Raw genomic sequence first — 25,795 nt, forward strand, 5'->3', positions numbered from 1 at the left:
GCGGGAGGCGAGGTGTGCGGCGCGGGTGGCGCGCAGTGCACGGGTCGTGGAGGTGAGCAGCGGAGCCAGGGATTGTGCGAGTGGGAGCGCGGGAGGCGAGGTGTACGGCGCGGGTGGCGCGCAGTGCACGGGTCGTGGAGGTGAGCAGCGGAGCCAGGGATTGTGCGAGTGGGAGCGCGGGAGGCGAGGTGTGCGGCGCGGGTGGCGCGCAGTGCACGGGTCGTGGAGGTGAGCAGCGGAGCCAGGGATTGTGCGAGTGGGAGCGCGGGAGGCGTGGTGTACGGCGCCGGTGGCGCGCAGTGCACGGGTCGTGGAGGTGAGCAGCGGAGCCGGGGTTGTGCGGGTGGGGGCGGGGCGGTGCTCTTGTGGGAAATTCTCGGCGGGTTACGATCCGGGCATGGACGGCTACTTCGGCTCCTACGTGCTCGTGGCCGCGTTGCTCGCCATCGGCGTCATCATCGTCGCCGGCGCGCTGTTCGCCAACCGTCTGCTCCGTCCGTCCCGGCCGACGCCGGAGAAGCTGGTCACCTATGAGTGCGGCGTGGACCCCGTGGGCGAGGGGTGGGCGCAGTCGCAGATCCGCTACTACGTTTTCACGTACCTGTACGTGGTGTTCGCCGTGGACGCCGTCTTCCTCTTCCCGTGGGCCACGGTGTTCGACGCCCCGGGGTACGGGCTGACGACGCTCGTGGAGATGTTCGTCTTCCTGGGGTTCATCGCCCTGGGGATTCTGTACGCGTGGCGGAAACGGGTCCTGACCTGGACATGAGCCTCCCAAACCGGTCGAGGCGGTTACCCAGCGCGGTCAAAAGGTCAGGATTGATCACACAAAATCCGAGTAAATCGGTAAGACCACGCCCATAACCTGACATCCATGCATAAATCGCGATTCTGCGCCGGAATCGCTCTGCTGGCACTCTCCGCCTCGGGTTGCGGTCTCGCCGCCGCCTCCAACGGCGAGGACATCATGGTCCCGGCAGAGCCGACGCTGATCGACTTCGTCGATCCCGCCACCGTCGTCGGCCTGTCCACCGCCACCCTCACCGAAGGCGACGCGACGTCCGGCAGGTACGTGCACATCAAATACCCGGTGCTGGCCGGCGCCTCCGCGCTGAACCGGGCGCTGAAGGCCCGCGCCGAGCGGCAGCTCAAGGAGTTCAGGCGGGCGACCGGCGGGAACGCCCCCATCCTGCCGAAGCCCGAGCTGAACGTGGACTGGCAGCTCGCCGCCGCCTCCCCCGACGCGGTGGGCGTCCGGCTGCGGACCGGCGAGTTCCTGGGGACGAGCTGGGGCAACTCCACCCGTACGTACTGGTTCGACCCGCACACCGGTAAGGCCGCGGGCTCGACCGGGCTGCTGGCGGGCAAGCCCGCGCTGGAACGGCTGGCCGCGCTGGTGAAGGAGGCGCTCGCGGACCGCGGCGGGCAGGTGGAGCGCAGCCGCGTGACGGCCGACGCCGGCCTGTTCGACTCGATGGCGTTCAACAGGAACGGCGACCTGGTGGTCGAGTTCGACGACTGCGAGGTCGGCAGGTGCTCGCTCGGCCGGGTGGCGGTGGCGATCCCGGCGCAGCAGGCGGCGCCGCTGCTGTCGGAGCTGGGCCGGCGGGCCCAGCGGGCGGCGCGCGATGCGGCCAGGCGGTCGGCGGCCCCTGAGGTGCCGTCGTTCACGCCCACGAGCAGCCCCGACGCGGTGAGCAGCCGGGCGGGCGGCGTGGACTGCCGCGTGCGCAAGTGCGTGGCGCTGACCTTCGACGACGGCCCCGGGCCGTACACGGGCCGGCTGCTGAACATCCTCGCCGAGCACCGGGCGCGGGCCACGTTCTTCGCCCTCGGCGGAAGCGTGTCCGCAGAGCCCGCGCTGATCCGGCGGATGAGCATGGAGGGCCATCTCGTCGGCAACCACAGCTGGTCGCACAAGGACCTGTCGAAGCAGCCGAGCAGCAAGGTCGCCGACTCGCTGGGCAAGACCTCGGACGCGGTGTCGGAGGTGATCGGGCAGCGGCCGTCGCTGGTGCGGCCGCCGTACGGGGCGGTGAACCCTCAGGTGCGCGACGTCGCACGTGAGATGGGGTGCGCGGTGGTCACCTGGGACGTGGACTCCGAGGACGAGTCCGCCAAGGATGCCGCCGAAATAGCGGACCGGGTCGTGCATGCGGCCCATCCAGGTGCGATCATTCTCATGCACGACATTCATCGGGAAACCGTGGATGCGGTTCCGGACATCCTCAGAAGGTTGCGCGGGAACGGTTACACCTTCGTCACCGTTCCGGAGTTGTACGGCCCTGTGGGGATGCAGGCCGGCCGCATGTACAGGTCAGGGAACGAGCTGCCGGGTAAGCAGCCCCTGACGTAGCGCACCTGTTGGGGGGACGTATAGTTGGCGCTCGTGACCCGAACCGTCCTGTTCGCCCGCCTGCATGTAGACCTCTGCAGGGTGGCCGCCGGGCTGTGTCGTCGCTCTCTCACCTCGCCCTGACTGACTCCGACCGCGTCTACCCGCTTCGGGCGGCATGCAAACGCGTCACCTTCGAGGATCTAGCATGGAAACAGAGAACGCGCCTAAGGCAACCGCGCAGTGGCGCGTCGAGGAGGACTGAGCTGTGACGAAGCAGGTCCAGCAACTCGACCGCGTGATCATCAGATTCGCCGGCGACTCCGGCGACGGAATGCAGCTCACCGGCGACCGTTTCACCGCGGGCACGGCTGAGTTCGGCAACGACTTGTCGACGCTGCCCAACTTCCCCGCCGAGATCCGGGCCCCCGCAGGCACCCTGCCGGGCGTGTCGAGCTTCCAGCTGCACTTCGCCGACCACGACATCCTCACGCCGGGCGACGCGCCGAACGTGCTGGTGGCCATGAACCCGGCCGCGCTCAAGGCCAACCTGGGCGACCTGCCCAAGGGCGCGGACATCATCGTCAACACCGACGAGTTCACCAAGCGCAACCTGCAGAAGGTCGGCTACGACGCCAACCCGCTCGAAGACGACTCGCTCAGCGAGTGGCGGGTCCACGCGGTGCCGCTGACCTCGCTCACGGTCAAGGCCCTCGAAGACTTCGACCTGTCGAAGAAGGACGCCGAGCGGTCGAAGAACATGTTCGCGCTCGGCCTGCTGTCGTGGCTCTACCACCGGCCGACCGAGCACACCATCAAGTTCCTCGAGCAGAAGTTCGCGAAGAAGCCCGAGATCGCCAAGGCCAACATCGCGGCCTTCCAGGCGGGCTGGAACTACGGCGAGACGACCGAGTCGTTCTCGGTCTCGTACGAGGTGCGTCCCGCCCGGCTGGCGCCGGGCGTCTACCGCAACATCTCCGGCAACCAGGCGCTCGCCTACGGCCTGATCGCCGCGAGCGTGCAGTCGAAGCTGCCGCTGTTCCTCGGCTCCTACCCGATCACCCCGGCCAGCGACATCCTGCACGAGCTGTCCAAGCACAAGCGGTTCGGTGTCCGCACGTTCCAGGCGGAGGACGAGATCGCGGGTGTCGGCGCGGCGCTCGGGGCCGCGTTCGGCGGCGCGCTCGGCGTGACGACCACCAGCGGTCCCGGTGTGGCGCTGAAGGCCGAGACGATCGGCCTCGCGGTCACCACCGAGCTGCCGCTGATCATCGTGGACGTGCAGCGGGCCGGGCCGAGCACCGGCATGCCGACCAAGACCGAGCAGACCGACCTGCTGATGGCGATGTTCGGCCGCAACGGCGAGTCGCCGGTACCGGTCGTGGCGCCGATGTCGCCGAGCGACTGCTTCGACGCGGCGCTCGAGGCGGCCAGGATCGCGATCAAGTACCGCACGCCGGTCATGCTGCTGTCCGACGGCTACCTCGCCAACGGCTCCGAGCCGTGGCGGCTGCCCGAGGTGTCGGAGCTGCCGGACATCTCGCAGCCGTTCACCACCGAGCCCAACGGCGAGGACGGCAAGTTCCTGCCGTTCAAGCGCGACCCCGAGACGCTGGCCCGCCCGTGGGCGATCCCCGGCACGGCCGGGCTCGAGCACCGCATCGGCGGCATCGAGAAGGCCGACGGCACCGGCAACATCTCCTACGACCCCGACAACCACGACCTGATGGTGCGCACCCGCGCCGCCAAGGTCGCCGGGATCGACGTGCCCGACCTGGTCGTCGACGACCCCGACGGCGAGGCGAAGGTGCTGGTCGTCGGGTGGGGCTCGACGTACGGGCCGATCGCCGCGGCCGTGCGCCGCATCAGGAGGAGCGGCGGCAAGGTCGCCCAGGCCCACCTGCGCCACCTCAACCCGCTGCCCGCCAACACCGGCGAGGTGCTCAAGCGCTACGACAAGGTGCTGCTGCCGGAGATCAACCTGGGCCAGCTCGCGCTGCTGCTGCGGGCGAAGTTCCTTGTCGACGTGATCAGCTACAACCGTGTGCGCGGGCTCCCCTTCAAGGCCGAGGAGCTGGCCGGAGTCATCCAGGACGTGATCGACAGTGACTGAGCTGGTGAACGGGAAGGGCCTGTCGCTCGTCCCCAAGACCGACGTGAAGCAGAGCCTGAAGGACTTCAAGTCCGACCAGGAGGTGCGCTGGTGCCCGGGTTGCGGTGACTACGCGATCCTGGCGGCGGTGCAGAGCTTCCTGCCCGAGCTGGGGCTGAAGCGCGAGAACATCGTGTTCGTCTCCGGCATCGGCTGCTCGTCGCGGTTCCCGTACTACCTCAACACCTACGGCTTCCACTCCATCCACGGGCGGGCGCCGGCGATCGCGACCGGGCTCGCGGCCAGCAGGCCCGACCTGAGCGTGTGGGTGATCACGGGTGACGGCGACGCGCTGTCGATCGGCGGCAACCACCTGATCCACGCGCTGCGCCGCAACGTCAACCTGAACATCCTGCTGTTCAACAACCGGATCTACGGTCTGACGAAGGGCCAGTACTCCCCCACGTCCGAGCTCGGCAAGATCACCAAGTCGACGCCGATGGGCTCGCTGGACAAGCCGTTCAACCCGATCTCGCTGGCCATCGGCGCGGAGGCGTCGTTCGTGGCCCGCACCATCGACTCCGACCGCAAGCACCTGCAGTCGGTGCTGCGCGAGGCGACCGCCCACCGCGGCACGTCGCTGGTGGAGATCTACCAGAACTGCAACATCTTCAACGACAACGCCTTCGAGCCGCTCAAGGACCCCGAGGTCCGCGACGACATCACGCTGCGGCTGGAGCACGGTCAGCCGATCGTGAGCGCCAGCAAGGCCGTGGTGCGCGGCGCGTCCGGCGGCATCGAGGTCGTGCCGCGCGACAGCGTCAGCGAGGACCAGATCCTCGTGCACGACGCGCACAACCCCGACCCGTCGGTGGCGTTCGCGCTCAGCAGGCTCGACGAGCCGGCGTTCGAGCACGTGCCGATCGGCATCTTCCGCAACGTCGACCGGCCGTCGTACGACGCGCTGATGGCCGACCAGCTCGAGGAGGCCGTGGCGCAGCAGGGTCCCGGCGACCTCGGCGACCTGCTCATGGGCGGGGACACCTGGCGCATCAACTGACGTCTTCCCCCGCGAGTCCCCCGCGAGCGTTCTGGACGCCGCCGCCCCGGCGAGGGGCGGCGGCGTCCGCCGTTTCCAGGTCGTAACGGCGCAGGAGCGGGCCCGGATACATCTGTGACCGGCAGGCAGGGGGAAGGGGCGCCTATGACGTGGACGGGCAGACGGGCCCTGGTGACGGGGGCGTCGGGCTTCATCGGCGGGCACCTCGCCGCACGCCTGGCCGCGCTGGGAGCGGAGGTCCACGGCGTGAGCAGGACCCAGCGGCCCGGCGGCGAGGGCGGGATCCGCCGTCACCAGGTGGACCTGCGCGACCAGGAGGCCACGGCCGAGCTGGTCCGCACGGTACGTCCTGACGTCGTCTTCCACCTGGCGAGCGAGGTGAACGGCGCGCGGGAGCCCGAGCTGGTGCCGCGCACGCTGGCGGGCAACCTGCAGACCACGGTGAACCTGCTGACCGCGGCCGTGCGCGCCGGGTGCCGGGTGGTGCTGGCGGGCTCGATCGAAGAGCCCAGGCCGGGCAACGAGCAGGCCGCGCCGCCGTCGCCGTACGCGATGGCCAAGCACGCCGCCTCCGGCTACGCGGACCTGTACCGGCGGCTGTGGGGGCTGCCGTGCACGGTGCTGCGCCCCTCCATGGTGTACGGGCCCGCACAGCGCGACCGGACCAAGCTGGTGCCGTACGTGACCCTGGCGCTCCTGCGCGGCGAGGAGCCCCGCCTGACCAGCGGCGCGAAGCTCGCCGACTGGGTGTACGTGGAGGACGTGGTGGAGGCGTTCGTCGCCGCCGCGGACAGCGAGCGGGCGATCGGGGAGTCCTTCGACGTCGGGACCGGGGTCGCGACGTCCGTGCGCGAGGTGGTCGAGCAGCTGTACGAGCTGGCGGGCAGCCCGGTCAAGCCGCGCTTCGGCGCGGTGGCGGACCGGCCGCTGGACATCACGCAGGTGGCCGACACCGGCCCCGCGCAGGAGCTGATCGGCTGGCGGGCCACCGTGGGCCTGGCCGCCGGGCTGCGCCGCACGCTCGCCTGGTACGCCAAGCGCCTCGCCGACCAGGGGGTGGCGAGGAAGCCCGACCCGGGGGTGGCGAGGAAAGCCGGCCAGGCGTGACCGGGAAGCCTGACCAGGGGCGACCGTGGAAGCCCACCGGAAGACCGGGTCAGGGCGTGACCCGGTAGACGTGGTAGGCGTGCTCGCTGGCGAAGGCGTCGGTGATGGCGCCGTCGCGGACGGGCACGCTGCGGTTCTCGAACAGCACCTCGGCGCTGCCGGCGGAGGCGAGCGCGGCGGGCAGCCGCAGCCGGTAGGTGCCGGGCGAGCCCTGCTCTCCCACGGTGGCGAAGATGTAGTAGGAGCCGTCGTGCCGCTTGAGCATGGTGTCGAGCCTGGGCTCGAACGTGTGGGCGTACGACTGGGTGTTGAGCACGGGCGCCAGGGAGGTGATGCGCCGGTTCAGCTCGGTCACGGCGGCCCTGATGTCCTCGGTGCACGGCTCGCGCAGCACGTGCTGGCTGACGCAGGGACCGCCGAAGCTGTGGTTGAAGTAGACGATGCCGCGCGCCTCGTGCACGAGGGCGCTCATGACGGCCCCGGCGATCTGGTCGGCGGTGATGGCGGTGCGCCCGTCGGCGCCGGGCCAGCCGACCTCGACGAAGGCGTACACGGGCTGGCGGCGGCCGTCGAGCGCGTCGAGCCGCCGGGTCCTGTCGACGACCCGGCCGTAGTTGGCGGCCCTGGGGCAGCGGTCGCGGGGCAGCTTGAGCCAGGTCTCGGCCTCCGTGCAGATGTGGGCGTCGGTGTACCAGTAGATGTCGGTGGACAGCACGTCGGTGTAGGAGTTGACGAACCTGCTCGCCTCCTCGTCCGGCTCCCACATGGCGACGCCCTTGCCGAAGTTGGCGTAGTGCAAGCGGCCGTCGCCCTTGGGCAGCCTGTCCTTGAGGGTGCTCATCACCGTGTAGCCGCAGGGCGGCTTCTCCGGCAGGCAGATCTGTCCCTCTCCGGCGAACTTGCCGCTCCACTTGCCGTCGCCGGGCCCTGCGAACATGTCGGGCTCGTCGGTGAGCAGCCAGCCGACCGTCTCGGAACCAGTGCCGGGGAGCGGCTTGCTGGTCATGGCGTACATGCCGTGCTCGCGGATCAGCTTCATGTCGCTGTTGGCGGTCAGCTCGACGTAGGTGTTGAGCCCGGCCTCCTTGTCGAGCCGGACGTCACGCTCCTCCAGCACGGACTCGAACCAGACCCCGATGGGGAAGAACGCCGGGTCCGTCCACCCCGCCTCCTTGGCCACGGGGAAGTCCGCGTAGTAGGCGGGGCCGCCCTCCCAGGGCACGCGCGGCAGGTCGAAGCGCCCGGCCGTGGTGGCGGCTCCCCCCTGCGCGACGACCCACGCCACGCCGACCACCAGCACCAGCGGGATGAGCAGTAACCACTTCGACAGCCTCCGCGAAGCCATGTCCCTCCCGGCTACGGCGTGATCCGATAGACGTGGTAGTCGTGCTCGGTGGCGAAGGTCGCGGTGAAGCGGCCCTCCCTGTCGGTCTCGATCGGGCGTCCCGTCAGATGATCCTCGACGAGGCCGCTCCGCGACAGGTTCGCGGGCACGGTGAGCGTGTGCTCGCCGGTGGCCGCGCCGCGTCCCGGCATGGCGAACAGGTAGTACGCGCCGTCGTGCTCCTTGAGCACGGTGTCCAGCTCAGGGGCGAAGTCGTAGGCGTACGAGGGGCCGTTGAGCACGGGCGCGAGCCGCTTGATCCGGGCGTTCAGCTCGGTCACCGCCTGCCTGAGCCGCGCGCCGCAGGCGCCGCGCAGCAGGTCGTCGCCCGCGCAGCGCCCGCCTGGGCCGTGCGGGTCGTAGATGATGCCGCGCGCGCCGTGGATGAGCGAGCTCATCACCGCGCCGCCGACCTGGCCGGGCGTGAGCCCGGCGAGCGAGATGACGGCGAAGACGGGCCTGCGCAGGCCGTCGCGGGCGTCCAGCTCGCGTACGCGGTCCACGGTCGCCCCGTAGTTGGCGGCCAGGCGGCACTGGGCGGCCGGTAGCTGCCGCCAGCGGGCGGCCTCGTCGCAGACGTTCTCGTCGGCGTACCAGTTGACGTCCACGCCGACGAGGTCGGCGTAGTCGTTGACGAACCTGCCGGCCTGCGGGTCGGTGGCCTGGTGGACGACGCCCTTGCCGAACGTGGCGTAGACGGGGCCGGCGCCGCGGGGCAGCCTCGCGGCGCTCGTGCTCAGCACCGTGTAGCCGCAGTACGACAGCTCGGGGCGGCACGGCGCGCGGCCGGTCCCGCCGCTCCAGCGGGACTGCCCGATGCCCGCCCACTCGTCGGCCTTGGCGGGCAGCGTGGCGCCCACGGTCTCCGCGCCCGTGCCCGGCGGGCGCTCGGTGCTCAGCACGGTCATCCCGGCCTCGCGCAGCAGGCGGGGGCGGCTGCCTGCGGTCAGCTCCAGGTACGTGTTCACGCCCATGGCCCGGTCGGCGGCGACCTGCCCGGCCGTGCCGGCCGTGGCGAACCAGAGCCCGACGGGGAAGAACGACTCCCGCGCCCAGCCCGCCTCGGCCAGGCGCGGCCATGCCGCGTACGCGTCCGGGCCCTCCGTCGGCAGGGCGCGCAACGTCATGGACGGCGCGGTCAGCGACGGCGGCGGGGGCGGCGCCGGGTGGTCGCGCAGCCAGACCCAGCCGCCGGCCGAGATCGCGGCGGCCGTCACCACCGATGCCACCTTGGCCCACGTGCCTCGCCTCGCCGCCGGTGTGCCCTGCCCGGCCGTCTTCGGGGGCTCGTCCCGGCTCATCCCGGATCCCGTTCCGTCAGGGCCGCCAGCGCGGCGTCACGGCCCGCCCAGGTCGCGCCGGCCAGCGAGGCGCGCAGCTCCTCGGCGGGCAGCGGCGGGCCCTCGGCCAGGCTCGTCTTGATCGCCGCGACGAACTCCTCAGGGGTGGCGGCCACCCTGACCCGCCCCGCGTAGTGTGCCAGCTCGTCGAACGGGGTGCTGACCACCGGCAGGCCGAGCGCCAGGAACTCCTTGAGCTTGATCGGGTTGGCGTGCCTGATCCAGTCGTTGGCCGACCAGGGCATGATCGCGACGTCGAAGCCGGAGCCGTACGCGGGGATCTCCTGGTACGGCCGGAAGCCGAGCCAGTGGACGTTGGGGTACTTGGTGAGCCGCCCGATGTCGCCGTTGGCGTCGCCGATGAGCACGATCGAGGTCTCCGGCAGCTCGACGGCGACCCGTTCGAGCAGCTCGAAGTCCACCACGAAGTCGTCGAGAGCGCCGAAGAAGCCGATGCGCGGCCCCGGGATGGCGCGCAGGTCGGCGGGCCGTCGCTCCTCGGGCACGGGGGTGAAGTGTTCGAGGTCCACGCCGTGGTCGAGGAAGTACGCGCGCTCGCCGGTCAGCGGGGCCTCCTCGCGCATGAGGGCGCGGCTGACGTAGACGACGTGGTCGGCGCGTTCCAGCAGGGCGCGTTCGAGCGCCTCGATGGTGGGGCGGTCGGACTCGGGGAAGTCGGAGTGACGGTCGGAGCGGTTGAAGACCAGGGCGCGGCGGGGCATGGGGCGTACGGCGTCCCAGGCGGTCGGGATCGTCACCATGATTACCGGTCGGTGCAGGCCGAGGAGGGCGCAGGCGGCGCGCACCTGGGTCCTGACCAGCCAGGCGTTCAGCGCCCTGCCGTTGGGGCTGCGGTAGAAGGGCAGCGGCAGGGGCGACATGACCCATAAGCGCGGCTCGACCCTGCGGACGAGCTTGGCGACGCTGCGCAGCTTCCTGATGATGCGCCTGGCCACGTACCTCGTCTTGCCGGGTGTGGGCATGCGCATGCCGATGCTGTTGACGATCAGGACGCGGCGGGTGCGGGCCAGGTGGCGCATGAGCTGGAAGTCGGAGTGCGCCCTGTTGTGGTACCACCAGTCCTGGCCGGAGAAGCAGACGTACGGCGGCGGCTCCCCGGGAGCCTCTGGCGGCGTGGGCCAGGCGGGCATGCGGGCGAGCTCGCGCAGCGCCTGGCGGTGCCGGGCGCCGCCGGTCCGGCCGCGTGCCACGGCGCGCAGCGCCTCGTTCAGCGCCACGGCCAGCCGCATGGCCTGAGCCCGTACGGGCCCGTGGCGCTCGCGGTGCAGCCTGACCCGGTTGAGCGCCGCCATCGTCCACAGCGGGCTGGAGCGGTCCTGGTCGCCGCCGATGTGCACGGCCCGTGCGCGCGGCTCGTACGCCACCCGCAGCCCGTGGTCGCGGGCCCGCAGCATGTACTCGGTCTCCTCCGAGTACAGGAAGTAGCGCTCGTCGAGCAGGCCCACGGTGTCCAGGCAGCGGCGGGAGATCAGCCAGGCCGCGCCGGTGGCCCAGTCGGGGTGGGCGGGCCTGTCGTACGCCCGGGGATCGGCGACCAGTTCGCCGAGCGGCGCGTACCTGCCCGCCCGCAGCCCGCCGAGCAGCGCCTCGCCGAGCGCCCGCAGCACGGTGGGGCGGCGGCGCAGCGAGAGCTGGAGCCTGCCGTCGGGGTGGGTCAGCCGGGGCACCGCGATGCCGGTGCCGGGCTCGCGCAGCTTCTCGCGCAGCAGCCGCACCGAGCCGGGCGCGAGCCTGATGTCGGCGTTGAGCACGAGGACGTCGCAGCCGGGCGCCGCCTGGATGCCCGCGTTCACGCCGGCCGCGAACCCGCCGTTGCGGCCCGTACGGACCAGCTCGACGCCCGGCCCGGCGGCGAGCACCTTGGCCACGGTGTCGTCGCGGGAGTCGTTGTCCACCACGATCGTCCTGCTGGGTCCGGCGTCGCGCAGCGCGTCAGGCAGGCCGGCCAGGCAGTCCTCGATGACCTCGCCGCTGTTGTAGGTGACGATGACGACGGCAAGCGCGGGGTGGTCGATCGCGGGCACGCTCATCGGCGGTGGCCAATCTGTCGGGTGTCTAGGGGCGGCGACCCGCCGTCAGGCGCCGCCACGCGGCGCCGGCCAGCAGGCCGAAGGCGAAGGGCAGGTCGTCGCGGAGATACCGGCGTGCCAGGCGGCGCGGCTCCAGCGCGAGCCGGAAGAGCCACTCGGCGCCCGCTCGCTGCAGGGCGCGCGGCGCCCGTCTGAAGCGTCCGGCCGCCATGGGGATGCCCGCGCCGCAGCCCAGGTACCAGGCGCGCGGCAGCTCGGGGCGGAGCACGGCGATGAGCCGCTCCTGCTTGGGGAAGCCGAGCCCCACCAGGACGAGGTCGGGTGCGGCCGCGCGCACCAGCTCGACGGTCCTGTCCACCTCGGCGGGGTCGCGCTCGAAGCCGAACGGCGGCGCGTACGCACCCGCGACCAGCAGGCCGGGGTAGCGGGCCGCCAGCACCTCGCCGGCCCGCTCGGGCACGCCGGGCTCGCCGCCGACCAGGAAGACCGAGCGGCCCTCGCGCGCGGCGCACGCGGCGAGCGTGAAGACCAGGGACGCGCCCGTGACGCGGCCGGGCAGGCGGGCGCCGGCGAGTCTGGCGGCCCACACGACCGGCATGCCGTCGGCCACCACCAGCTCCGCCGCGGCGACCAGGGCGGCCAGTTCGGGTGCGCGGGTGGCGGCTCTGACGATGTCCACGTTGGCGGTCACGATCGCGCCGCCCAGGCCGTCGTGCCAGGCGCGCGTGACGTGCCCGGCGACCTCGGCCTCGGTCATCGCCATGACCTCGATGGCCCCCACCCGGGTGCGGGATGCTGGATCGTTCCTTCCGGAGGAGCGGTCCACGGGATTGTCCTCACCCCTCCTCGGGCTTGACGTGCCTGGCCGTCAGTCCTTCCTTTTTGTCATCGGGGCAGGGCTTTATCCGTTACGCACCAAGGTTCAGGATTGCCCTATGAGAGTGGAGCGCGGCCCGCTGGCCGGGACACTGCTGTTCACCCCCATCCCGCACCGCGACGAGCGCGGATTCTTCACCAGGACCTTCGACGCCGCCATCGCCGAGGAGCACGGGCTGGACCCGGCCGCGTTCGTCCAGGACAGCCAGTCGCGCACGGTCGCGGGCGGCATCCGCGCCCTGCACGGCAGAAGCGGGCGCGGCGAGGCCAAGCTCGTCAGGTGCGCCCGTGGCGCGGTGTACGACGTGCTCGTGGACGCCCGCCCCGATTCGCCGACGTTCGGGCGGCAGATGGCGGTCACGCTCGACGACAAGGACTTCGTCCACCTGTACGTGCCCCCCGGCCTGCTCCACGGCTACCAGGCGCTCACCGAGGCCGACGTCTGCTACCGCATCGACAGGGAGCACGACCCGTCCGAGGACATCTCGGTCCGCTACGACGACCCCGACCTCGCCATCGCCTGGCCGCTGCCGGTCACCGCAATCAGCGCGCGCGACCTGAACGCCGGCTCGTGGAAGGACGCGCTGCGGCGGCTCGGCCTCTAGAGCGCCGCCCGGGCTTCGGCGTCGCGGCGCACCATCCGCAGCAGCGCGCCCGCCAGCCCGATCAGCAGGAACGACAGCGAGTTGGCGGTGCTGAACGAGGCGAGGTCGAACGTGGCACAGCCGAGCAGCGGCACCGCCAGCGCCGCCGCCAGCGTCAGCCCGAGGTCCTTGGTACGCGCGTCCGCGCCGATCCGCCGCACCCGCAGCGCCGCCACCATGCCGGCGACGAAGAGCCCGGCGAACCCCAGCAGCCCCCAGATGCCGCCCTGCACGGCGGTGAGCAGGTACTGGTTGTCGAAGACCGGGTGGTGCGGCGGGAACCAGGTGCCGTGGCCCCGCCCGAGCCAGGGATGCCGCAGGAACTCGGCGAGCGCGATGCTGTAGTCGTTGGTGCGCCAGCGCAGGCTCTCGTCGTTGCCGAGGTTGCCGAACAGCCCGATGATCGCCCCGAGCAGGCCGGGGACGATCAGCCGCAGCAGCACGAGGAAGCCGATCAGCCCCGCGCCCGCCCGCAGCCGCCGCGACCTGTTCCACCCGGCGAGCAGGATCACCCCCGATCCCGCCAGGCCGAGCACGGTCGAGCGGGAGGCGGAGAACGCCATGCCGCCCGCGATCAGCGCGCACATCACCCACCAGCGCAGCGAGGGCGCGCGGCGCTCCCAGGCGTCGAAGGCGTAGTGCAGCCCGAGCGGCAGCACCATCGCCGACACCACGCCGAACTCGATGGGGTGCGTGGCCGTCGAGGCGACCCTGTTGACGCCGTTGCGCTGCAGGATCGTCTCCTCGACCGAGCGCAGGCGGGAGCCCGGCACGTGCAGGTACTCGGTGAGGTCGAAGGTGAACAGGAACTGCAGCCCGCCGATCACGCCCATGATCGCGCCCGCGACGACGAGCGTCTTCAGCACCAGGTCGAGGCGGTCGCGCCCGGACACGCCGTCCACGGCGAGCAGCGCGATGCCCGCGACGCCGGCCGTGATGACGAGGATGTGGTCCGACAGCGCCAGCTCGTGCGGGGGCAGGTAGCCGGCCGTCGTGTACGCGTACGTCACCAGGAACGTGATCACGTAGAAGTAGATCGCGTACCTGACCATGCTGGGGCCCTTGGCCGCGCCGAGCGTGGTGGTGAGGTGGGCGCAGCACCACCAGACGACGGCCATGAGGCCCATGGCCTCGGCGTAGGTCAGGTCGAAGGGCAGCCCGCCGATCACCTGGCGGGCGGGCACCAGCATGAGCACCACGACGAAGAGGGCGCACAGGGTGGCGGCGTCCGCGCCGCGGCGTCCCGCGCGTCGCGGCGGGCCGGGCGGCGGCGGGGGCACAGAAGACGCAGGCGGCGCAGGCGGCGGGGTGGCGACGCTCATCGCGGCAGCACCGCCTCCTCGGCCGGCGCGGCGGCCTCGCGGGGCTCCGGCGGCCGCTGCCCCTTACGCCGCCGCAGCCCCTGCGCGATGCTCTCGGCGGCGTAGCAGGCGCCCAGTGCGGCCATGACGCCCAGCGCCAGCACGACGGCCGCGGCGCGGGTCCTGCCGCCCCGCTCGGGCTGGGGCTCGGTCGGTCCGATCATCGGGGTCAGCTTGATGAACGTCTCCGGCGGCGCGCCCAGCAGGTGCTGGCGGCGGTCCAGCTCGGCCTTGGCCCGCTCGGCGACCCGTTCGACGATCCGCTTGGCGTCCTGCGGCGACGGGCTCGTGCCCTCGACCACCACGAACGGCGCGTTGATCAGCAGCTCCGGGTTGGGGTGGCCGTTGTGCACCTCGTACGTCGTCGGCGAGTCGGGGTGCACGCCGAGCTGGGCGGCCACCTCGGGGCTGCCGAGCACCTGCACCATGATCGAGGCCGTCATGTTCAGGCCGCCGTCGAAGTTCAGCAGCGGGTTGACCAGCGGGTTGGGGTGGTTGGGCTGCGGCATGCGGTAGGAGCCGCTGGGCGGCACCGTGAGCACCATGAGGGTGGTCGAGACGTACCGGGTGGGGATCGTGGTGTACATGCCGTACGCGGCGGTGATCGTCAGCAGCAGCGCCGACAGGGCCACGTACCAGCGGCGGACGAGGACGGAGATCGCCTGCCATAAATCCACGTCGTCCCCCTCACCCCTCTTTGAGGCAATCGACGGGAAAGCCGGGCGTGTTACCCGACATCTGTAACGTGCCAAAGCCGGCCCTCGATACACCGGGGCCGACAGAGGCATCCGCGAGAGGTGAGCCGTGGAAGAGTGCTGCGCGCCGTGGGGCCGCCCATGAAGACGCTGGCCGTCGTGACCCCCAGCTACGGCCCCGACGCCGGCCACTTCGGCGACCTGCACCGCTCGGTGCTCCGCTGCACACCGCCCGAGACCGTGCACCACGTGATCGTGCCGCGCCCCGACCTGCCGCTGTTCGCGCCGTACGCGGGGCCGCGCTGCCGGGTCTGGTCGGTGGACGAGCTGCTGCCCAGGCGGTACGTCCAGGTGCCGCGCACGGGCATCTGGGTCAACGCGCGCCGGCCATGGCCGCCGGTGCGCGGCTGGGTGATGCAGCAGATCGTCAAGATCGTCGCCAGCGCCGCCATGGACACCGACGTCGTGCTGGTCGCCGACTCCGACGTGGTGCTGCTCCGGCCGGTCACCGCCGCGCGGGCGCTGGTCGGCGGCCGGGTGGCGCTGCACAGGCTGGAGGGCGGCGTGCACGCGGGGATGCCCCGCCACCTGCTGTGGCATCGGGTCGCCCGCGACCTGCTGCGGCTTCCCCCGCCGCCGGGGCCGCCGCTGCCCGACTACATGAGCCCGCTGACGTTCTGGCAGCCCGCCACCGTGCGCAAGCTGCAGGAACGGCTCCGGGAGAGCACCGGGCGGCACTGGATCGAGGCGTTCGGCTCGCGGCTGCACGTCTCCGAGTTCATGCTGTACGGCGTCTTCGTCGACGAGGTGCTGAGCGCCACCGAGGGACGGCCGCCGTCCGACACCTCGATCTGTCACAAGACGCCCGACGAGTCGCCGATGGACCTGCGCACCGCGCTGGACTTCGCCGGGCGGGTGGGGCCCGAGGCGATCGGCATGCTGATCTCCTCCAAGTCGGGCACGCCGCCCGAGGTGCGGCAGGCGGCCATCCGGCGCGGCATGGAGGTCGCCGCTCAGACGTCCTGAGCAGGTGCCGCGTCCTGGGAGGCGGGGCGGCGGAAGAGGCCGCGCACCCGCACCGCGTACGCGCCGGCGAGGCCGAGCAGGACCGTGGCGAGCAGCGCGCCGACGGCGTACTGGATCTTCGCGGTGGGGTCGTACTCCGGCGGCAGCACCACGACGGTGCTGAGCGTGATGTACGTGCTGCGCGGCGCGCCCAGCGCGACCTGGTAGGCGGTGAGCCGCTCGCGCAGCCGCCGGTGCGCGTTCTCCAGCACCTGCCTGGCGGCCGCCGGGTCGTCGCTTTCGACCGCGACGTGCAGGAACGGCCCGAGCGTCTCGACGCCGAGCAGGTCGGCGTTGGACCGCCCGTCGTCGATGACGATGGTGGTCGGGCCGTCCTCGGTGACGCCGAGGCGGCGCAGCTCGTCCTTGCCGTTGAGCGCGACGATGAGGATGCCGGCCACGGTGCGCAGCCCGTTGTTCTGCTGCAGCAGGGGGTTGGTCTGGCCGACCGGGCTGGCCGGGTCGAGCGAGAGTGTGCCGCCGCTCGGCGGCGGGGTCAGGATCAGCGACGACTCGGTGGCGTAGCGGGCGGGGGTGATGAGGTACGCCGTCACCGCGAGGACGAGGGCGAGCGCGAGGATCGGCAGGGCGATGGCGCGCCGCCGCAGCAGCCCCAGCACATCGGTCCAGAAAGCCGTGGTCACCGTGGCACCCCACCCCTCGTCGCGCGCCGCGTGAGCGCGTACGCCACCCCGGCCCCGATCAGCGCGCCGAGCACCCCGCCGCCCGCCGCCGCGAGGATCCTGTCCCGGTAGACGGGCTCGGGCGGGGTGGCGGGCCGCACGTCGAGCATGCCCATGTGGGTGATGGGCGGCGCGCCCAGCGACGTCTGCCAGTTCTTCAGCTCCGTACGCACCTGGCCCTGCGCCTTGGCCATGACGTCCCGCACGGCGGCGGCCGAGGGTCCCTCCACCTCGATGTGCACGAACGGCCCGGTGGAGCCCACCTTCAGCAGCTCGGGGTCGGTGCGCCCGTCGTCCACGGTCACCTCGACGGGGCCGCCGTCGGTGACGCCGAGCGCCTTGGCCACCCGCTCGTTGCGCATCGACAGGATGACGATCCCCGCCGTGGTCCGCAGCGGGTCGCCGAACTGCAGCAGCGGGTTGGTCAGCAGCTGCTCGGCCGCGGGCCTGACCTCCTGGGTGCCGCCCGCGGTGGAGATCGTGATCACCATGGCGGCCGAGGACACGTAACGGGGCGGCGTGAGGAGGAACCCGGCGGCGGCGAAGACCAGCACCGCCACGATGACGGGAGGACCGACGAGCCTGTTCCCGGCCAGACCGAGAAGAGTCGTCCAGAAGCGCACTTGGCCCGCCCGTCCGCGTTGTACCGCTGATTCGGATACATGGGGAAATCGCGCGTTCATGACATTCGTTACGCGGGACGCAGCAGGGACAGCACCTTGCGGCCACGCCTGACGACCGTGTGGCGCTGCCTGCGCGCGTACATGCGCAGCACGGCCGCCCGCGCCGCGCGGCGCTGCGCGCTCGTCAGCCCCGGCACGTGCCCGGCCGAGCCCACCCACCGCAGCAGCTCGCGGAGCTGGAGGATGTTGGACACGTGCGCCTGCCAGGGCGGCACGCCGAGCCTGCGCGCCACCTTCGTAAGGCGCTCGACGCGGGTGTTGCGGTGCGCCAGCACCTCGGGCACGTGCCCCCAGGGACCGGCCAGCGCCAGCTTGGCGGCGAAGATCTCGTCCTCGCGCAGCATGTTCCTGCGCGGGATGCCGGTCGCGGGCCCGCGCCGCAGCAGCCCGTAGAGCGGGTCCATGAGCAGCGGGCTCTCGTTGAGCAGCCGCAGCCACTCGCGCAGCCGCTCGACCGGGTCGTCGGAGCCGAGGCCGGAACCGTCGTAGGCGGCGGTCCTGGTCACGCCGTCGGGGCCGGTGTAGGCGACCTGCGTGGTGACCAGCACCAGCCGCGCGTCCGCCGCGAAGGCCGCCATGGCGCGCGAGATGCAGGACGGGTCGAGCCGGTCGTCGTCGCCGATCCAGCGGACGAACGCGCCCCTGGAGATCCTGGCGGCGTGCATGAAGTTGCCGAGCAGGCCGACGTTGTGCGGGTGCCGGTGGTAGACGATCCTGGGATCGCCCGCGGCGAGGTCCCTGCACACCTCCTCGGTGGCGTCGGTCGAGGCGTTGTCGGAGATGACCAGCTCGATGTCCCCGTAGTCCTGCGCGAGCACGGACTTCACGACCTGTTCCAGCCGTTCCGCGCCGTTGCGCACGGGCAGGGCGATCGACACCAGCTCAGAGCCTGACATGGGCCCTCCCTTGACGCGTGAGACGGCCGAGCACCGCGCGCGGCGTGGCCAGCAAGGCGAACACGAGCAGTCCCGAGCCGCCCACGACCGGCAGCTCCGCCCATGGGGGCCAGTCGACGGCGGCGGCGAGCGCGGTCAGGTACGCGTACGTGACCGCCGAGGCCAGCGCGGGCCGCACGAGGCCGGGCAGCACGCCGCGCAGCCGCACGCCCTGCCGGCGCAGCAGCAACGCGCCCAGCGGCAGCGCGACGAGGACGGCCACGGCGGCGTGCCCGGCGGCCGCACCCGTGATGCCGCCGAGGCGCGCCCCGGCGACGAGGGCGGGCAGCAGCGCAAGCGCCCAGCCGAGGTTGAGCCAGACCGTGCTCCTGGTCGCGCCGGTCGAGATGAGGATGTCGGTGACCAGGTACGACGTGATCATCCTGACGACCATGAGCACGGACAGGAAGCTCAGCACCGGCGCCGCGGGCGCCCAGCGCGGCTCGTACAGGAACGTGATGAGGGGGTGCGCGAGCGTGGCCATGACCAGCGCCACCGGCATCACGAACGACACCAGCAGCGGCACCGACCTGCGCACGCCCTCCGACAGCGCGTCCTCGTCCTCGGCCAGGCGCGAGAAGCCGGGCAGCGCGACGTAGCGCAGCGCGGTGCCGATCACCCCGGGCACCCAGCTCGACACGTTGAAGGCCAGCAGGTAGTAGCCGAGCTGCACCTCGCCGAGCACCGCGCCGACGACGACGAAGCCGGAGTTCATCAGCACGGCCTCAAGGGCGAAGCCGAGCGCCGACGGCAGGCCGAAGCGCAGCAGCCGGGCGGCGATGGCCCGGTCGAAGCCGAGCCGCCACGGCATCCTGGCCAGCCGGATGATGACGGCCCCCGTCACGATCACGCCGCCGAGCTGGCCCCAGGCGAAGCTGTAGGCGCCGGCGCCGGCCGCCGCCAGCGAGATCGCGACCGTGGCGTTGACCGCGAACCCGGCGAGGTTGGCGGCGGCGAGGCGGTCCTGGGCGAACTCGCGCATCAGCACGGCGCTGCGCACGGCGGTCACGGCCTCGACCAGGATGACGGCCGTGAGCAGCCGCACCACGCCGGTCGCCGGCTCGCTGCCGGCCAGCGCGGCGAAGTACGGCGCGCCCGCCCAGAACAGCGCGTACAGGCCGGTGGCGAAGCAGAACGCGAGCACCGTGGCCGTGGGCGCGATCTCGGAGACCCGGCCGCGCCACTGGATGACGGCGGCCATCACGCCCGCGTCCTTGACGACCATGACGAACTGCGTGGCGGCCAGCGCCACCGCGTAGACGCCGAAGTCCTCGGTCGCGAGCAGCCTGGCCAGCACCAGGCTCATCACGAACGAGGCCGCCTTGGTCACCGTGTTGCCGAGCAGGCTCCAGCGCAGCCCGCTGCTCGCCTTGCGGCCGATCGCCTCGACGGTCGTGCCGGTCACGGCGTCGTCAGTCACGGCGTCGTCAGTCACGGCGTCGTCAGTCACGGCGTCGTCAGTCACGGCGGGTCAGACCCGTTCCAGCCAGATCTCCCGCCAGAACGGGACGAACTCGCGCGGGCAGTTGAGGCTGTGCACGCCCGCGCAGACGACCCCCTCCAGCACGATGCACGGGTTCTTCATGGTCAGCATCTCGCCCGTCTTCTCGTCGATGCAGCGCTCGACCCTGGCCTGCACCCGCGCCGTCTTCCCGCAGTAGCGGGCCATCTCCTGCTCGAAGCCCATGCCGCGGTTGAGCAGGTCCTCGTTGAGCGTGGAGAGGATCTCCTCCTTGGACTTGATCCGCACCAGCTCGCCCGGCCGCAGGTCGAGGGTCTGCGTGGGCGTCCTGCCCTTCAGGCGGCCTTTGAGGAAGCCCCACGGCAGCCCCTCCTTGATCAGCAGCCATCGCGGCAGCACCCGCCTGGCCAGGCGCTGCATGCGGTTGAACAGCCCGATGGCGATGGCCTGCACGGTCCTGCCCAGGCCCACGTTGCCTGAGCGCACGTCGGTGACGTACTGGCGGGCGTTCGTGAACGGCAGGCAGGCCGGCGCGGCGCGCAGCAGCTCGGTCGCCTGGCAGGAGTAGCGCACGGTGCCGTCTTCGGCGGGCGGCCTGCGGGTGTTCGCCTCCAGCAGCGGCAGCAGCCTGGCGTCCTGGGGCGCGGTCGTCGGCTCGCCCGTCACCGGCTTGAGCCAGGCCTCCTTCCAGTACAGGGAGCAGGCGGTCTGGCAGCCGCCGTGCGCCGAGCCGTCGCAGCGGGCGCCGGTCAGGTGCACGGCGCTGTCCATCTTGCGAAGGCCCGTACGTGTCTGGGTGTCGCACAGCTTGTGGGCCACCTTGTGCACGGTGAGGCGTTTGCCGCAGAAGGCCAGCATCTCGGGCATGAACGGCAGCCCGTCGAGCTCGCCCCGTTCGTCCAGCGTGGCCAGGATCTCGGCCTCGCTGCGCACCTCCACGAGGTCTCCGACCTTGTAGCGCATCACGCGGTCTCCTTGAGCAGTCCGGCCGCCAGCAGGGCGTCCGCCGCCGCACGCAGCGCGGCGAACGGCAGGTCCGAGCGCTCGGCGATGTCCAGCAGGCTGTTGCCGCCGTCGGACATGTTGAGCACCCATAACATCGCGAGCTGCGCCTGTTTCGTGTCGCTGCGCCCGCCGAGTGAGTCGTAGAGCCCGCGCCGGCCGAGCTGCGGCTCGCCGTACGGGCTGAGGTTGAGGTAGCTGCGGTCGCCGTCCAGCACCCGGGTGATGGCCTGGAGCGCGTCCAGGGTGTCCTCCAGGGCGTCCGGGGTGACGAAGTCCAGGTCGTCCCCGGAGGTGTGGTACTCGGGGTACTGGGCGTACGGGGTCCTGGTGAGGCTGCCGAACGGCAGGTCGAAGCCGGGCGAGCAGAACTGCCGCTCGTCGTAGCCGTACGGGGTGAACGGCAGCACCCGGTGCGGCCGGTCCTTGAGCACGTGGACGGCGGCCCGGTCGATCGCCGCGTCGCCCCTCCTGCTGCGCTTGTACGTGAGCGGCCCAGGGTCGCCCGCGCAGGCCAGCGTGAGCCCGTGCCTGATGCGCCCCACGCGCTCGCGGTTGCGGGCCAGCCACGTGATGGCCCCGATCGTGCCCGGCGCGAACAGGAACCGGTAGGTGTGGCGCGGCCGGTCCAGGCTCCGCGCCAGCGCCACGGCCACGGCGATGCCGGCGAGGTTGTCGTTGGCCAGCGACGGATGGCAGACGTGGCAGGAGATCATCACCTCATCGCCGCTCTCCCCCGGCACGACGTGCTCGGCGTAGGTCAGGGAACCGTCGGCCAGCGTGGAGTCGATGACCACCTCGTACGGCCCGTCGTCCATGGCGTCGAGCGTGCTCTGGCTGAGGCAGAAGCCCCACGTCCGCGCGTAGTACGAGGTCCGGTAGGGCACCAGGTCGGGTTGCTCGGGCAGCGTGTGCAGGTGGGGGCGGAGCTCGTCCAGCGTCATCGTGGCCGAGACCGGCTCGCTGTAGCCCACGACGTGCAGGTTCGAGCGCCGGAAGTCCACCACCCGCCGCCCGGACGCGTCCTTGATGTAGGCGTCGCGGATGTTCCACTCCTGCGGGATCGTCCAGTCGAGCACCTGGGTCCCGGTCGGCACCTCGTGCACGGTCAGCGGCAGGTGCTCACCGATCACGCCGAGCGTCGCGCGGACGCCGTCGCCGGTGATGCTCCTGCACAGCGGGTAGAGCCGCGCCACCAGCGCGTGCATCTCCGCGCCCGTCATCCGGCCGCTCATGACGGGCGCAGCTCCGCGTTCACGGTGCCCTCCGCCTGCCGGTCGGCCAGCCGGGCGAGCCGGGTGAAGCGCCGCTCGAACGCCTCCCTGGTCAGCCCGTGGCGGCGGTAGGCGTCGATCAGCTCGATCGCGCCGTCCTTGACCGTCCGCCGCGCCTCGGCGGCCGGCAGCGCCGCGCGCAGCCGGGAGAAGTCCACCCGGTACGAGCGCGGGTCCGCGCCCGTCTCCCCCGTGATCGTCACCGTCGCGCCGGGCACCACCTCGGCGACGGCGGCGGCGATCTCGGCCACGGTGACGTTGTTCTGCTCGCCGCCCACGTTGAACGCCTTCGCGTGCACGACCTCCCTGGGCGCGGTGAGCGCCGCGGCGAACGCCTCCGCGATGTCCAGCACGTGCACCAGCGGCCGCCACGGCGTGCCGTCGGACAGCACCCTGATCTCGCCCGCCAGGTGGGCGTGCCCGGCGAGGTTGTTGAGCACGATGTCCGCGCGCAGCCGGGGCGAGAAGCCGAAGGCGGTGGCGTTGCGCAGGAAGACCGGGGTGAAGTCGGCGTCGGCCAGCTCCACCAGCTCGTCCTCCACGCGCACCTTCGACTCGGCGTACGGGGTCAGCGGGCGCAGCGGCGCGTCCTCGGTCACCAGCTCGTCGCCGCCGGAGGCGCCGTACACCGAGCAGGTGGAGGCGTACAGGAAGCGCCGCACGCCCGCGTCGCGCGCCAGCCGGGCAAGGCGCACGGAGGCGTGGTGGTTGATGGCGTACGTCAGCTCGGGCGCGAGCGAGCCCAGCGGGTCGTTGGAGAGCGCGGCCAGATGGATGACCGCGTCGAAGCCGCGCAGCGCCTCGGCGGGCACGTCGCGCAGGTCGGCGGCGATGCCCGGCGGGTCGGACGGCGGCGGGCCGAGCACGCAGTCGGCGAACAGGCCCGAGTCGAGGCCGGTGACCTCGTGCCCGGCCGCGCTCAGCACGGGAGCCATGACGGTGCCCAGATAGCCCTGGTGCCCGGTCAGCAGTACACGCATGTCGGCCTAGCCTCCGAGGTCGAGGACGAGTTTCGTGCTGTGGAACGCCTCGGCGTAGCGCGCGCCGCACTCGATGCCGCGGATGCGGGCGAGGCCGAGGAACGCCTCCCGGTCGTACCAGGGGCGGTGCCGCTGCGAGGGGTAGTGGCGCTGGAGCAGGGCGACCTTCTCCTCGGCCACCTCGGGCCGCAGCGGCTGGTAGACGTTGGGACGCCCGAGGTCGCCGTCCCACTTGACGATCTCGTAGCCGAGCGTCAGATGGACGCGGAAGGCGGTGGGCACCAGCTCGGCCAGCCCGCGGTGGTCCTGGTGCGCGTCGTCGCGGCGGGGCGCGAGTATCAGGTCGGGCTCGGTGGCGGCCCGCAGCTCCTCCACCGCCTCCTTGGCCTCGTTCCAGTGCGCGGGCAGCCGCCCGTCGGGCAGCTTGAGCACGGTCAGCCGCAGATCGGCGCCGGGGCAGAACGCGGCGAGCGCGGCGCGCTCCTCCTCCTCGCGCTCGGTGCCGCCGCCGGAGAGCACCAGCGCGTCCACGCGCAGCCCGGGGCGGGCGGCGCAGAGCGTGAGCAGCGTGCCGCCGGCGCCGATGGCGAGGTCGTCGCAGTGCGCGCCCACCGCGACCAGCGCGCCCAGCCCGGCCGGGACGAGGCCGGTCATCGCTCCCACAGCGCCCACGGCCGCTCACCCCGCGAGTAGGCCTCGTCAAGCTCCATGCGCTGGTTGACGGTGTCGGTCGGGCGCCAGTAGCCGCGATGCCGGTACGCCGTCAGCCGCCCGCGCTTGGCCAGCTCCACGCAGGCGTCGCCGACCAGGTCGCCGTTCTCGGGGATGTGGTCGAAGACCTCCTGGCGCAGCACGAAGTAGCCGCCGTTGACCCAGAGCGGCATTTCGCTGACCGGGCTGATGGCCCGCACCGCCCCGTCGTCGGCGACGTCCACGCAGTGGAAGGTGCCGGGCGGCGGCACCACCATCATCGACGCGCCCGCGTCGGCCTGCTCGAACTGGTCGATGATCTCCGGCAGCGGCGCGTCGGTGAGCACGTCGGCGTAGTTGGCCAGGAACATCTCCTCGCCCTCCAGGTACGGCCGCACCCGGCGCAGCCGCTCCCCGATCGGCGAGCGCAGCCCGGTCTGCACGAACGCGATCGACCAGTCGGAGGTGTCCTGCGAGAGCATCCTGACCTCGCCCTTGTGCAGGATGAAGTCGTTGGAGTCGGTCTCCTGGTAGTTGAGGAAGAAGTCCTTGATGTGCTGGGCGCCGTAGCCGAGGCAGAGCACGAAGTCGGTGTGCCCGAAGTGCGCGTAGTAGCGCATCACGTGCCAGATGAGCGGGCGGGGGCCGACGAGCTGCATCGGCTTGGGCACGTCTCCCGGCTGCCCGCTGCGCATGCGGGTGCCGTAACCGCCGCAGAAGAGCACGACCTTCATGGTGCGACCTCCAAGGACGGGATGGGGAAGACCAGCCGGCCGCCCCACTCGCGCACGTAGGCGAGCTGCTCGGTCAGCTCGGCGCGCAGGTTCCAGGGCAGGACCAGCACGTAGTCGGGCCGGTCGGCGGCGATCCGCTCGGGCGGCAGGATGGGGATGCGGGTGCCCGGCGTGAACCTGCCGTGCTTGTACGGGTTGCGGTCCACGGTGTACGGCAGCAGGTCGGGCCGGATCCCGCAGTGGTTGAGCAGCGTGTTGCCCTTGCCCGGCGCGCCGTAGCCGACCACGGTCTTGCCCTCGTCGGCCGCGTCGATGAGGAAGCGCAGCAGGTCGCGGCGGACCCTGGCCACCCGCTCGGCGAACCTCGCGTAGCCGCCGAGCTCCCGCAGCCCCGCGCTCTTCTCCATGTCGAGCACGTCGTCCACCCTGCGGCTGTGCCCGTTCACCGCCTCGGCGGGCCTGGCCCACAGGCGGATGGAGCCGCCGTGCGTCGGCAGGAGCTCGACGTCGGCAAGGGCGAGCCCGCCCGACTCCAGCGCCCGCATGGCCGATGCGACCGTGTAGTACTGGAAGTGCTCGTGGTAGATCGTGTCGTACTGGTTCAGCTCCATGAGCGTGAGCAGGTGCTGCACCTCGATGGAGACCCAGCCGTCGTCGGCGACGAGCGCGCGCAGCCCCTGGGTGAAGCCGATGATGTCGGGGATGTGCGCGTAGACGTTGTTGGCGACGACGAGCCCGGCGGGCCCGTGCTCGGCCCTGATCGCCGCGCCGGTCCGCGGGTCGAGGAACGCCGTGAGCGTCGGCACGCCCTTCTCCCTGGCGGCGCGGCCCACGTTCTCCGACGGCTCGACGCCCAGGCAGCGCACGCCCCTGGCCACGACGTGCTGGAGCAGGTAGCCGTCGTTGCTCGCGACCTCGACGACGAAGTCGGGGGCCAGCCGGTCGAGCGCCTCGTCGGCGAAGCGCCGCGCGTGCTCGACCCAGGAGGTGGAGTACGACGAGAAGTAGGCGTACTCGGTGAAGGTGTCCTCAGGCCGGATCAGCGGCGGGATCTGCGCCAGCCAGCAGCTCGTGCAGACCCGCAGGTGCAGCGGATAGGTGGGCTCGGGCTCGTCGAGCCGCTCGCGGGTGAGGAACAGCTCGCACGGCGGCGTGGCGCCGAGGTCCACCACGCTCGCGAGCTCGGTCGAGCCGCATAACCGGCAGCCTTTCACGGGCATCGACCCCGTTCACGCATCATGGCATCTCCCCACTTCGGGCGTTGAGTGTGTGGCGCGGTCCAAAATCGCCGCCGTCCGTAGCCCCGTTCGCCCACCGGCAGACATTTCGCGGCGCTTGTCGC

Annotated in this window: 24 protein-coding genes; 8 read left to right on the forward strand and 16 right to left on the reverse strand. The window is 72.0% G+C overall.

Going from position 1 to position 25,795, the window contains the following annotated elements; all coding sequences use genetic code 11:
- Positions 1-397 precede the first annotated feature (397 nt).
- The 6 genes from ACGFIM_RS15185 (at position 398) to ACGFIM_RS15210 (ending at position 6,594) form a co-directional block, all read left to right on the forward strand.
- Positions 398-769 carry an NADH-quinone oxidoreductase subunit A gene (locus ACGFIM_RS15185; RefSeq protein WP_393200338.1) on the forward strand — a complete coding sequence of 124 codons (372 nt, stop codon included), beginning with the start codon at positions 398-400 and terminating at the stop codon, positions 767-769.
- Between the two features lie 105 nt (positions 770-874).
- Positions 875-2,356, forward strand: coding sequence for a polysaccharide deacetylase family protein (locus ACGFIM_RS15190; protein ID WP_393200340.1), 1,482 nt, complete (start codon positions 875-877; stop codon positions 2,354-2,356).
- A gap of 33 nt (positions 2,357-2,389) precedes the next feature.
- Positions 2,390-2,479 (forward strand): putative leader peptide, encoded by a 90-nt coding sequence (locus ACGFIM_RS15195; RefSeq protein ID WP_393200342.1) that lies wholly within the window; start codon positions 2,390-2,392, stop codon positions 2,477-2,479.
- A 124-nt stretch (positions 2,480-2,603) separates the two neighbouring features.
- Positions 2,604-4,448 carry a 2-oxoacid:acceptor oxidoreductase subunit alpha gene (locus ACGFIM_RS15200; protein WP_393200344.1) on the forward strand — a complete coding sequence of 615 codons (1,845 nt, stop codon included), beginning with the start codon at positions 2,604-2,606 and terminating at the stop codon, positions 4,446-4,448.
- Positions 4,441-5,487 (forward strand): 2-oxoacid:ferredoxin oxidoreductase subunit beta, encoded by a 1,047-nt coding sequence (locus tag ACGFIM_RS15205; protein WP_393200346.1) that lies wholly within the window; start codon positions 4,441-4,443, stop codon positions 5,485-5,487. Before ACGFIM_RS15200 ends, ACGFIM_RS15205 begins: the two co-directional genes overlap by 8 nt.
- 144 nt (positions 5,488-5,631) lie before the next feature.
- Positions 5,632-6,594 (forward strand): NAD-dependent epimerase/dehydratase family protein, encoded by a 963-nt coding sequence (locus ACGFIM_RS15210; RefSeq protein WP_393200348.1) that lies wholly within the window; start codon positions 5,632-5,634, stop codon positions 6,592-6,594.
- 49 nt (positions 6,595-6,643) lie between these two features.
- Here the strand turns inward: ACGFIM_RS15210 and ACGFIM_RS15215 are convergent, their stop codons facing one another.
- The 4 genes from ACGFIM_RS15215 to ACGFIM_RS15230 are packed head-to-tail and all read right to left on the reverse strand — an operon-like array spanning position 6,644 to position 12,150.
- Positions 6,644-7,939, reverse strand: a complete 1,296-nt coding sequence (locus ACGFIM_RS15215; RefSeq protein WP_393200350.1) for a hypothetical protein — start codon at positions 7,937-7,939, stop codon at positions 6,644-6,646.
- Positions 7,940-7,950: 11 nt separating this feature from the next.
- Positions 7,951-9,279: a hypothetical protein gene (locus tag ACGFIM_RS15220; RefSeq protein WP_393200352.1), complete on the reverse strand. Its 1,329-nt coding sequence runs from the start codon at positions 9,277-9,279 to the stop codon at positions 7,951-7,953.
- Positions 9,276-11,369 (reverse strand): glycosyltransferase, encoded by a 2,094-nt coding sequence (locus ACGFIM_RS15225; RefSeq protein ID WP_393200354.1) that lies wholly within the window; start codon positions 11,367-11,369, stop codon positions 9,276-9,278. The genes ACGFIM_RS15220 and ACGFIM_RS15225 overlap by 4 nt, the downstream gene beginning before the upstream one ends.
- A gap of 25 nt (positions 11,370-11,394) precedes the next feature.
- A complete protein-coding gene (locus tag ACGFIM_RS15230; protein ID WP_393200356.1) occupies positions 11,395-12,150 on the reverse strand; it encodes a WecB/TagA/CpsF family glycosyltransferase in 756 nt (251 codons plus the stop codon).
- Positions 12,151-12,304: 154 nt separating this feature from the next.
- Between ACGFIM_RS15230 and ACGFIM_RS15235 the strand changes: the two genes are divergently transcribed.
- On the forward strand, positions 12,305-12,850 hold the full coding sequence (locus ACGFIM_RS15235; RefSeq protein ID WP_393200358.1) for a dTDP-4-dehydrorhamnose 3,5-epimerase family protein: 546 nt from the start codon (positions 12,305-12,307) through the stop codon (positions 12,848-12,850).
- Here ACGFIM_RS15235 and ACGFIM_RS15240 read toward each other — a convergent pair.
- Both ACGFIM_RS15240 and ACGFIM_RS15245 read right to left on the reverse strand, forming a co-directional pair.
- Positions 12,847-14,211 (reverse strand): O-antigen ligase family protein, encoded by a 1,365-nt coding sequence (locus ACGFIM_RS15240; RefSeq protein WP_393200361.1) that lies wholly within the window; start codon positions 14,209-14,211, stop codon positions 12,847-12,849. The genes ACGFIM_RS15235 and ACGFIM_RS15240 overlap by 4 nt on opposite strands.
- On the reverse strand, positions 14,208-14,927 hold the full coding sequence (locus tag ACGFIM_RS15245; RefSeq protein WP_393200363.1) for a hypothetical protein: 720 nt from the start codon (positions 14,925-14,927) through the stop codon (positions 14,208-14,210). The genes ACGFIM_RS15240 and ACGFIM_RS15245 overlap by 4 nt, the downstream gene beginning before the upstream one ends.
- A gap of 120 nt (positions 14,928-15,047) precedes the next feature.
- Here ACGFIM_RS15245 and ACGFIM_RS15250 point away from each other — a divergent pair, with 120 nt between their 5' ends.
- Complete coding sequence (locus ACGFIM_RS15250; protein ID WP_393200365.1) at positions 15,048-15,971, forward strand: DUF6492 family protein; 924 nt, start codon at positions 15,048-15,050, stop codon at positions 15,969-15,971.
- On the opposite strand, the gene ACGFIM_RS15255 is transcribed toward ACGFIM_RS15250, so the two are convergent.
- The 10 genes from ACGFIM_RS15255 to ACGFIM_RS15300 all read right to left on the reverse strand — a co-directional run bounded on the left by ACGFIM_RS15255 (position 15,959) and on the right by ACGFIM_RS15300 (position 25,673).
- Positions 15,959-16,654, reverse strand: coding sequence for a hypothetical protein (locus ACGFIM_RS15255; RefSeq protein WP_393200367.1), 696 nt, complete (start codon positions 16,652-16,654; stop codon positions 15,959-15,961). The genes ACGFIM_RS15250 and ACGFIM_RS15255 overlap by 13 nt on opposite strands.
- Positions 16,651-17,316 (reverse strand): hypothetical protein, encoded by a 666-nt coding sequence (locus ACGFIM_RS15260; protein ID WP_393200369.1) that lies wholly within the window; start codon positions 17,314-17,316, stop codon positions 16,651-16,653. Before ACGFIM_RS15260 ends, ACGFIM_RS15255 begins: the two co-directional genes overlap by 4 nt.
- A 68-nt stretch (positions 17,317-17,384) precedes the next feature.
- A complete protein-coding gene (locus ACGFIM_RS15265; protein ID WP_393200372.1) occupies positions 17,385-18,272 on the reverse strand; it encodes a glycosyltransferase family 2 protein in 888 nt (295 codons plus the stop codon).
- Positions 18,259-19,731, reverse strand: coding sequence for an oligosaccharide flippase family protein (locus tag ACGFIM_RS15270; protein ID WP_393200374.1), 1,473 nt, complete (start codon positions 19,729-19,731; stop codon positions 18,259-18,261). Before ACGFIM_RS15270 ends, ACGFIM_RS15265 begins: the two co-directional genes overlap by 14 nt.
- Positions 19,732-19,782: 51 nt before the next feature.
- Positions 19,783-20,736, reverse strand: coding sequence for a hypothetical protein (locus ACGFIM_RS15275; protein WP_393202558.1), 954 nt, complete (start codon positions 20,734-20,736; stop codon positions 19,783-19,785).
- Entirely contained in the window at positions 20,736-22,010 is a 1,275-nt protein-coding gene (locus ACGFIM_RS15280) for a DUF4910 domain-containing protein (RefSeq protein WP_393200376.1), read from the reverse strand. The genes ACGFIM_RS15275 and ACGFIM_RS15280 overlap by 1 nt, the downstream gene beginning before the upstream one ends.
- Complete coding sequence (locus ACGFIM_RS15285) at positions 22,007-23,029, reverse strand: NAD-dependent epimerase/dehydratase family protein (RefSeq protein ID WP_393200378.1); 1,023 nt, start codon at positions 23,027-23,029, stop codon at positions 22,007-22,009. The genes ACGFIM_RS15280 and ACGFIM_RS15285 overlap by 4 nt, the downstream gene beginning before the upstream one ends.
- A 6-nt stretch (positions 23,030-23,035) precedes the next feature.
- On the reverse strand, positions 23,036-23,683 hold the full coding sequence (locus ACGFIM_RS15290) for a PIG-L deacetylase family protein (RefSeq protein ID WP_393200380.1): 648 nt from the start codon (positions 23,681-23,683) through the stop codon (positions 23,036-23,038).
- The gene (locus tag ACGFIM_RS15295) at positions 23,680-24,453 is read right to left on the reverse strand and encodes a sugar phosphate nucleotidyltransferase (RefSeq protein WP_393200382.1); all 774 of its coding nucleotides are present in this window, start codon (positions 24,451-24,453) and stop codon (positions 23,680-23,682) included. The genes ACGFIM_RS15290 and ACGFIM_RS15295 overlap by 4 nt, the downstream gene beginning before the upstream one ends.
- Positions 24,450-25,673 (reverse strand): class I SAM-dependent methyltransferase, encoded by a 1,224-nt coding sequence (locus tag ACGFIM_RS15300; protein ID WP_393200384.1) that lies wholly within the window; start codon positions 25,671-25,673, stop codon positions 24,450-24,452. Before ACGFIM_RS15300 ends, ACGFIM_RS15295 begins: the two co-directional genes overlap by 4 nt.
- Between the last annotated feature and the right edge of the window lie 122 nt (positions 25,674-25,795).

The sequence above is a fragment of the Nonomuraea sp. NPDC049309 genome (assembly GCF_043196965.1).
Lineage (GTDB): Bacteria > Actinomycetota > Actinomycetes > Streptosporangiales > Streptosporangiaceae > Nonomuraea > Nonomuraea fastidiosa.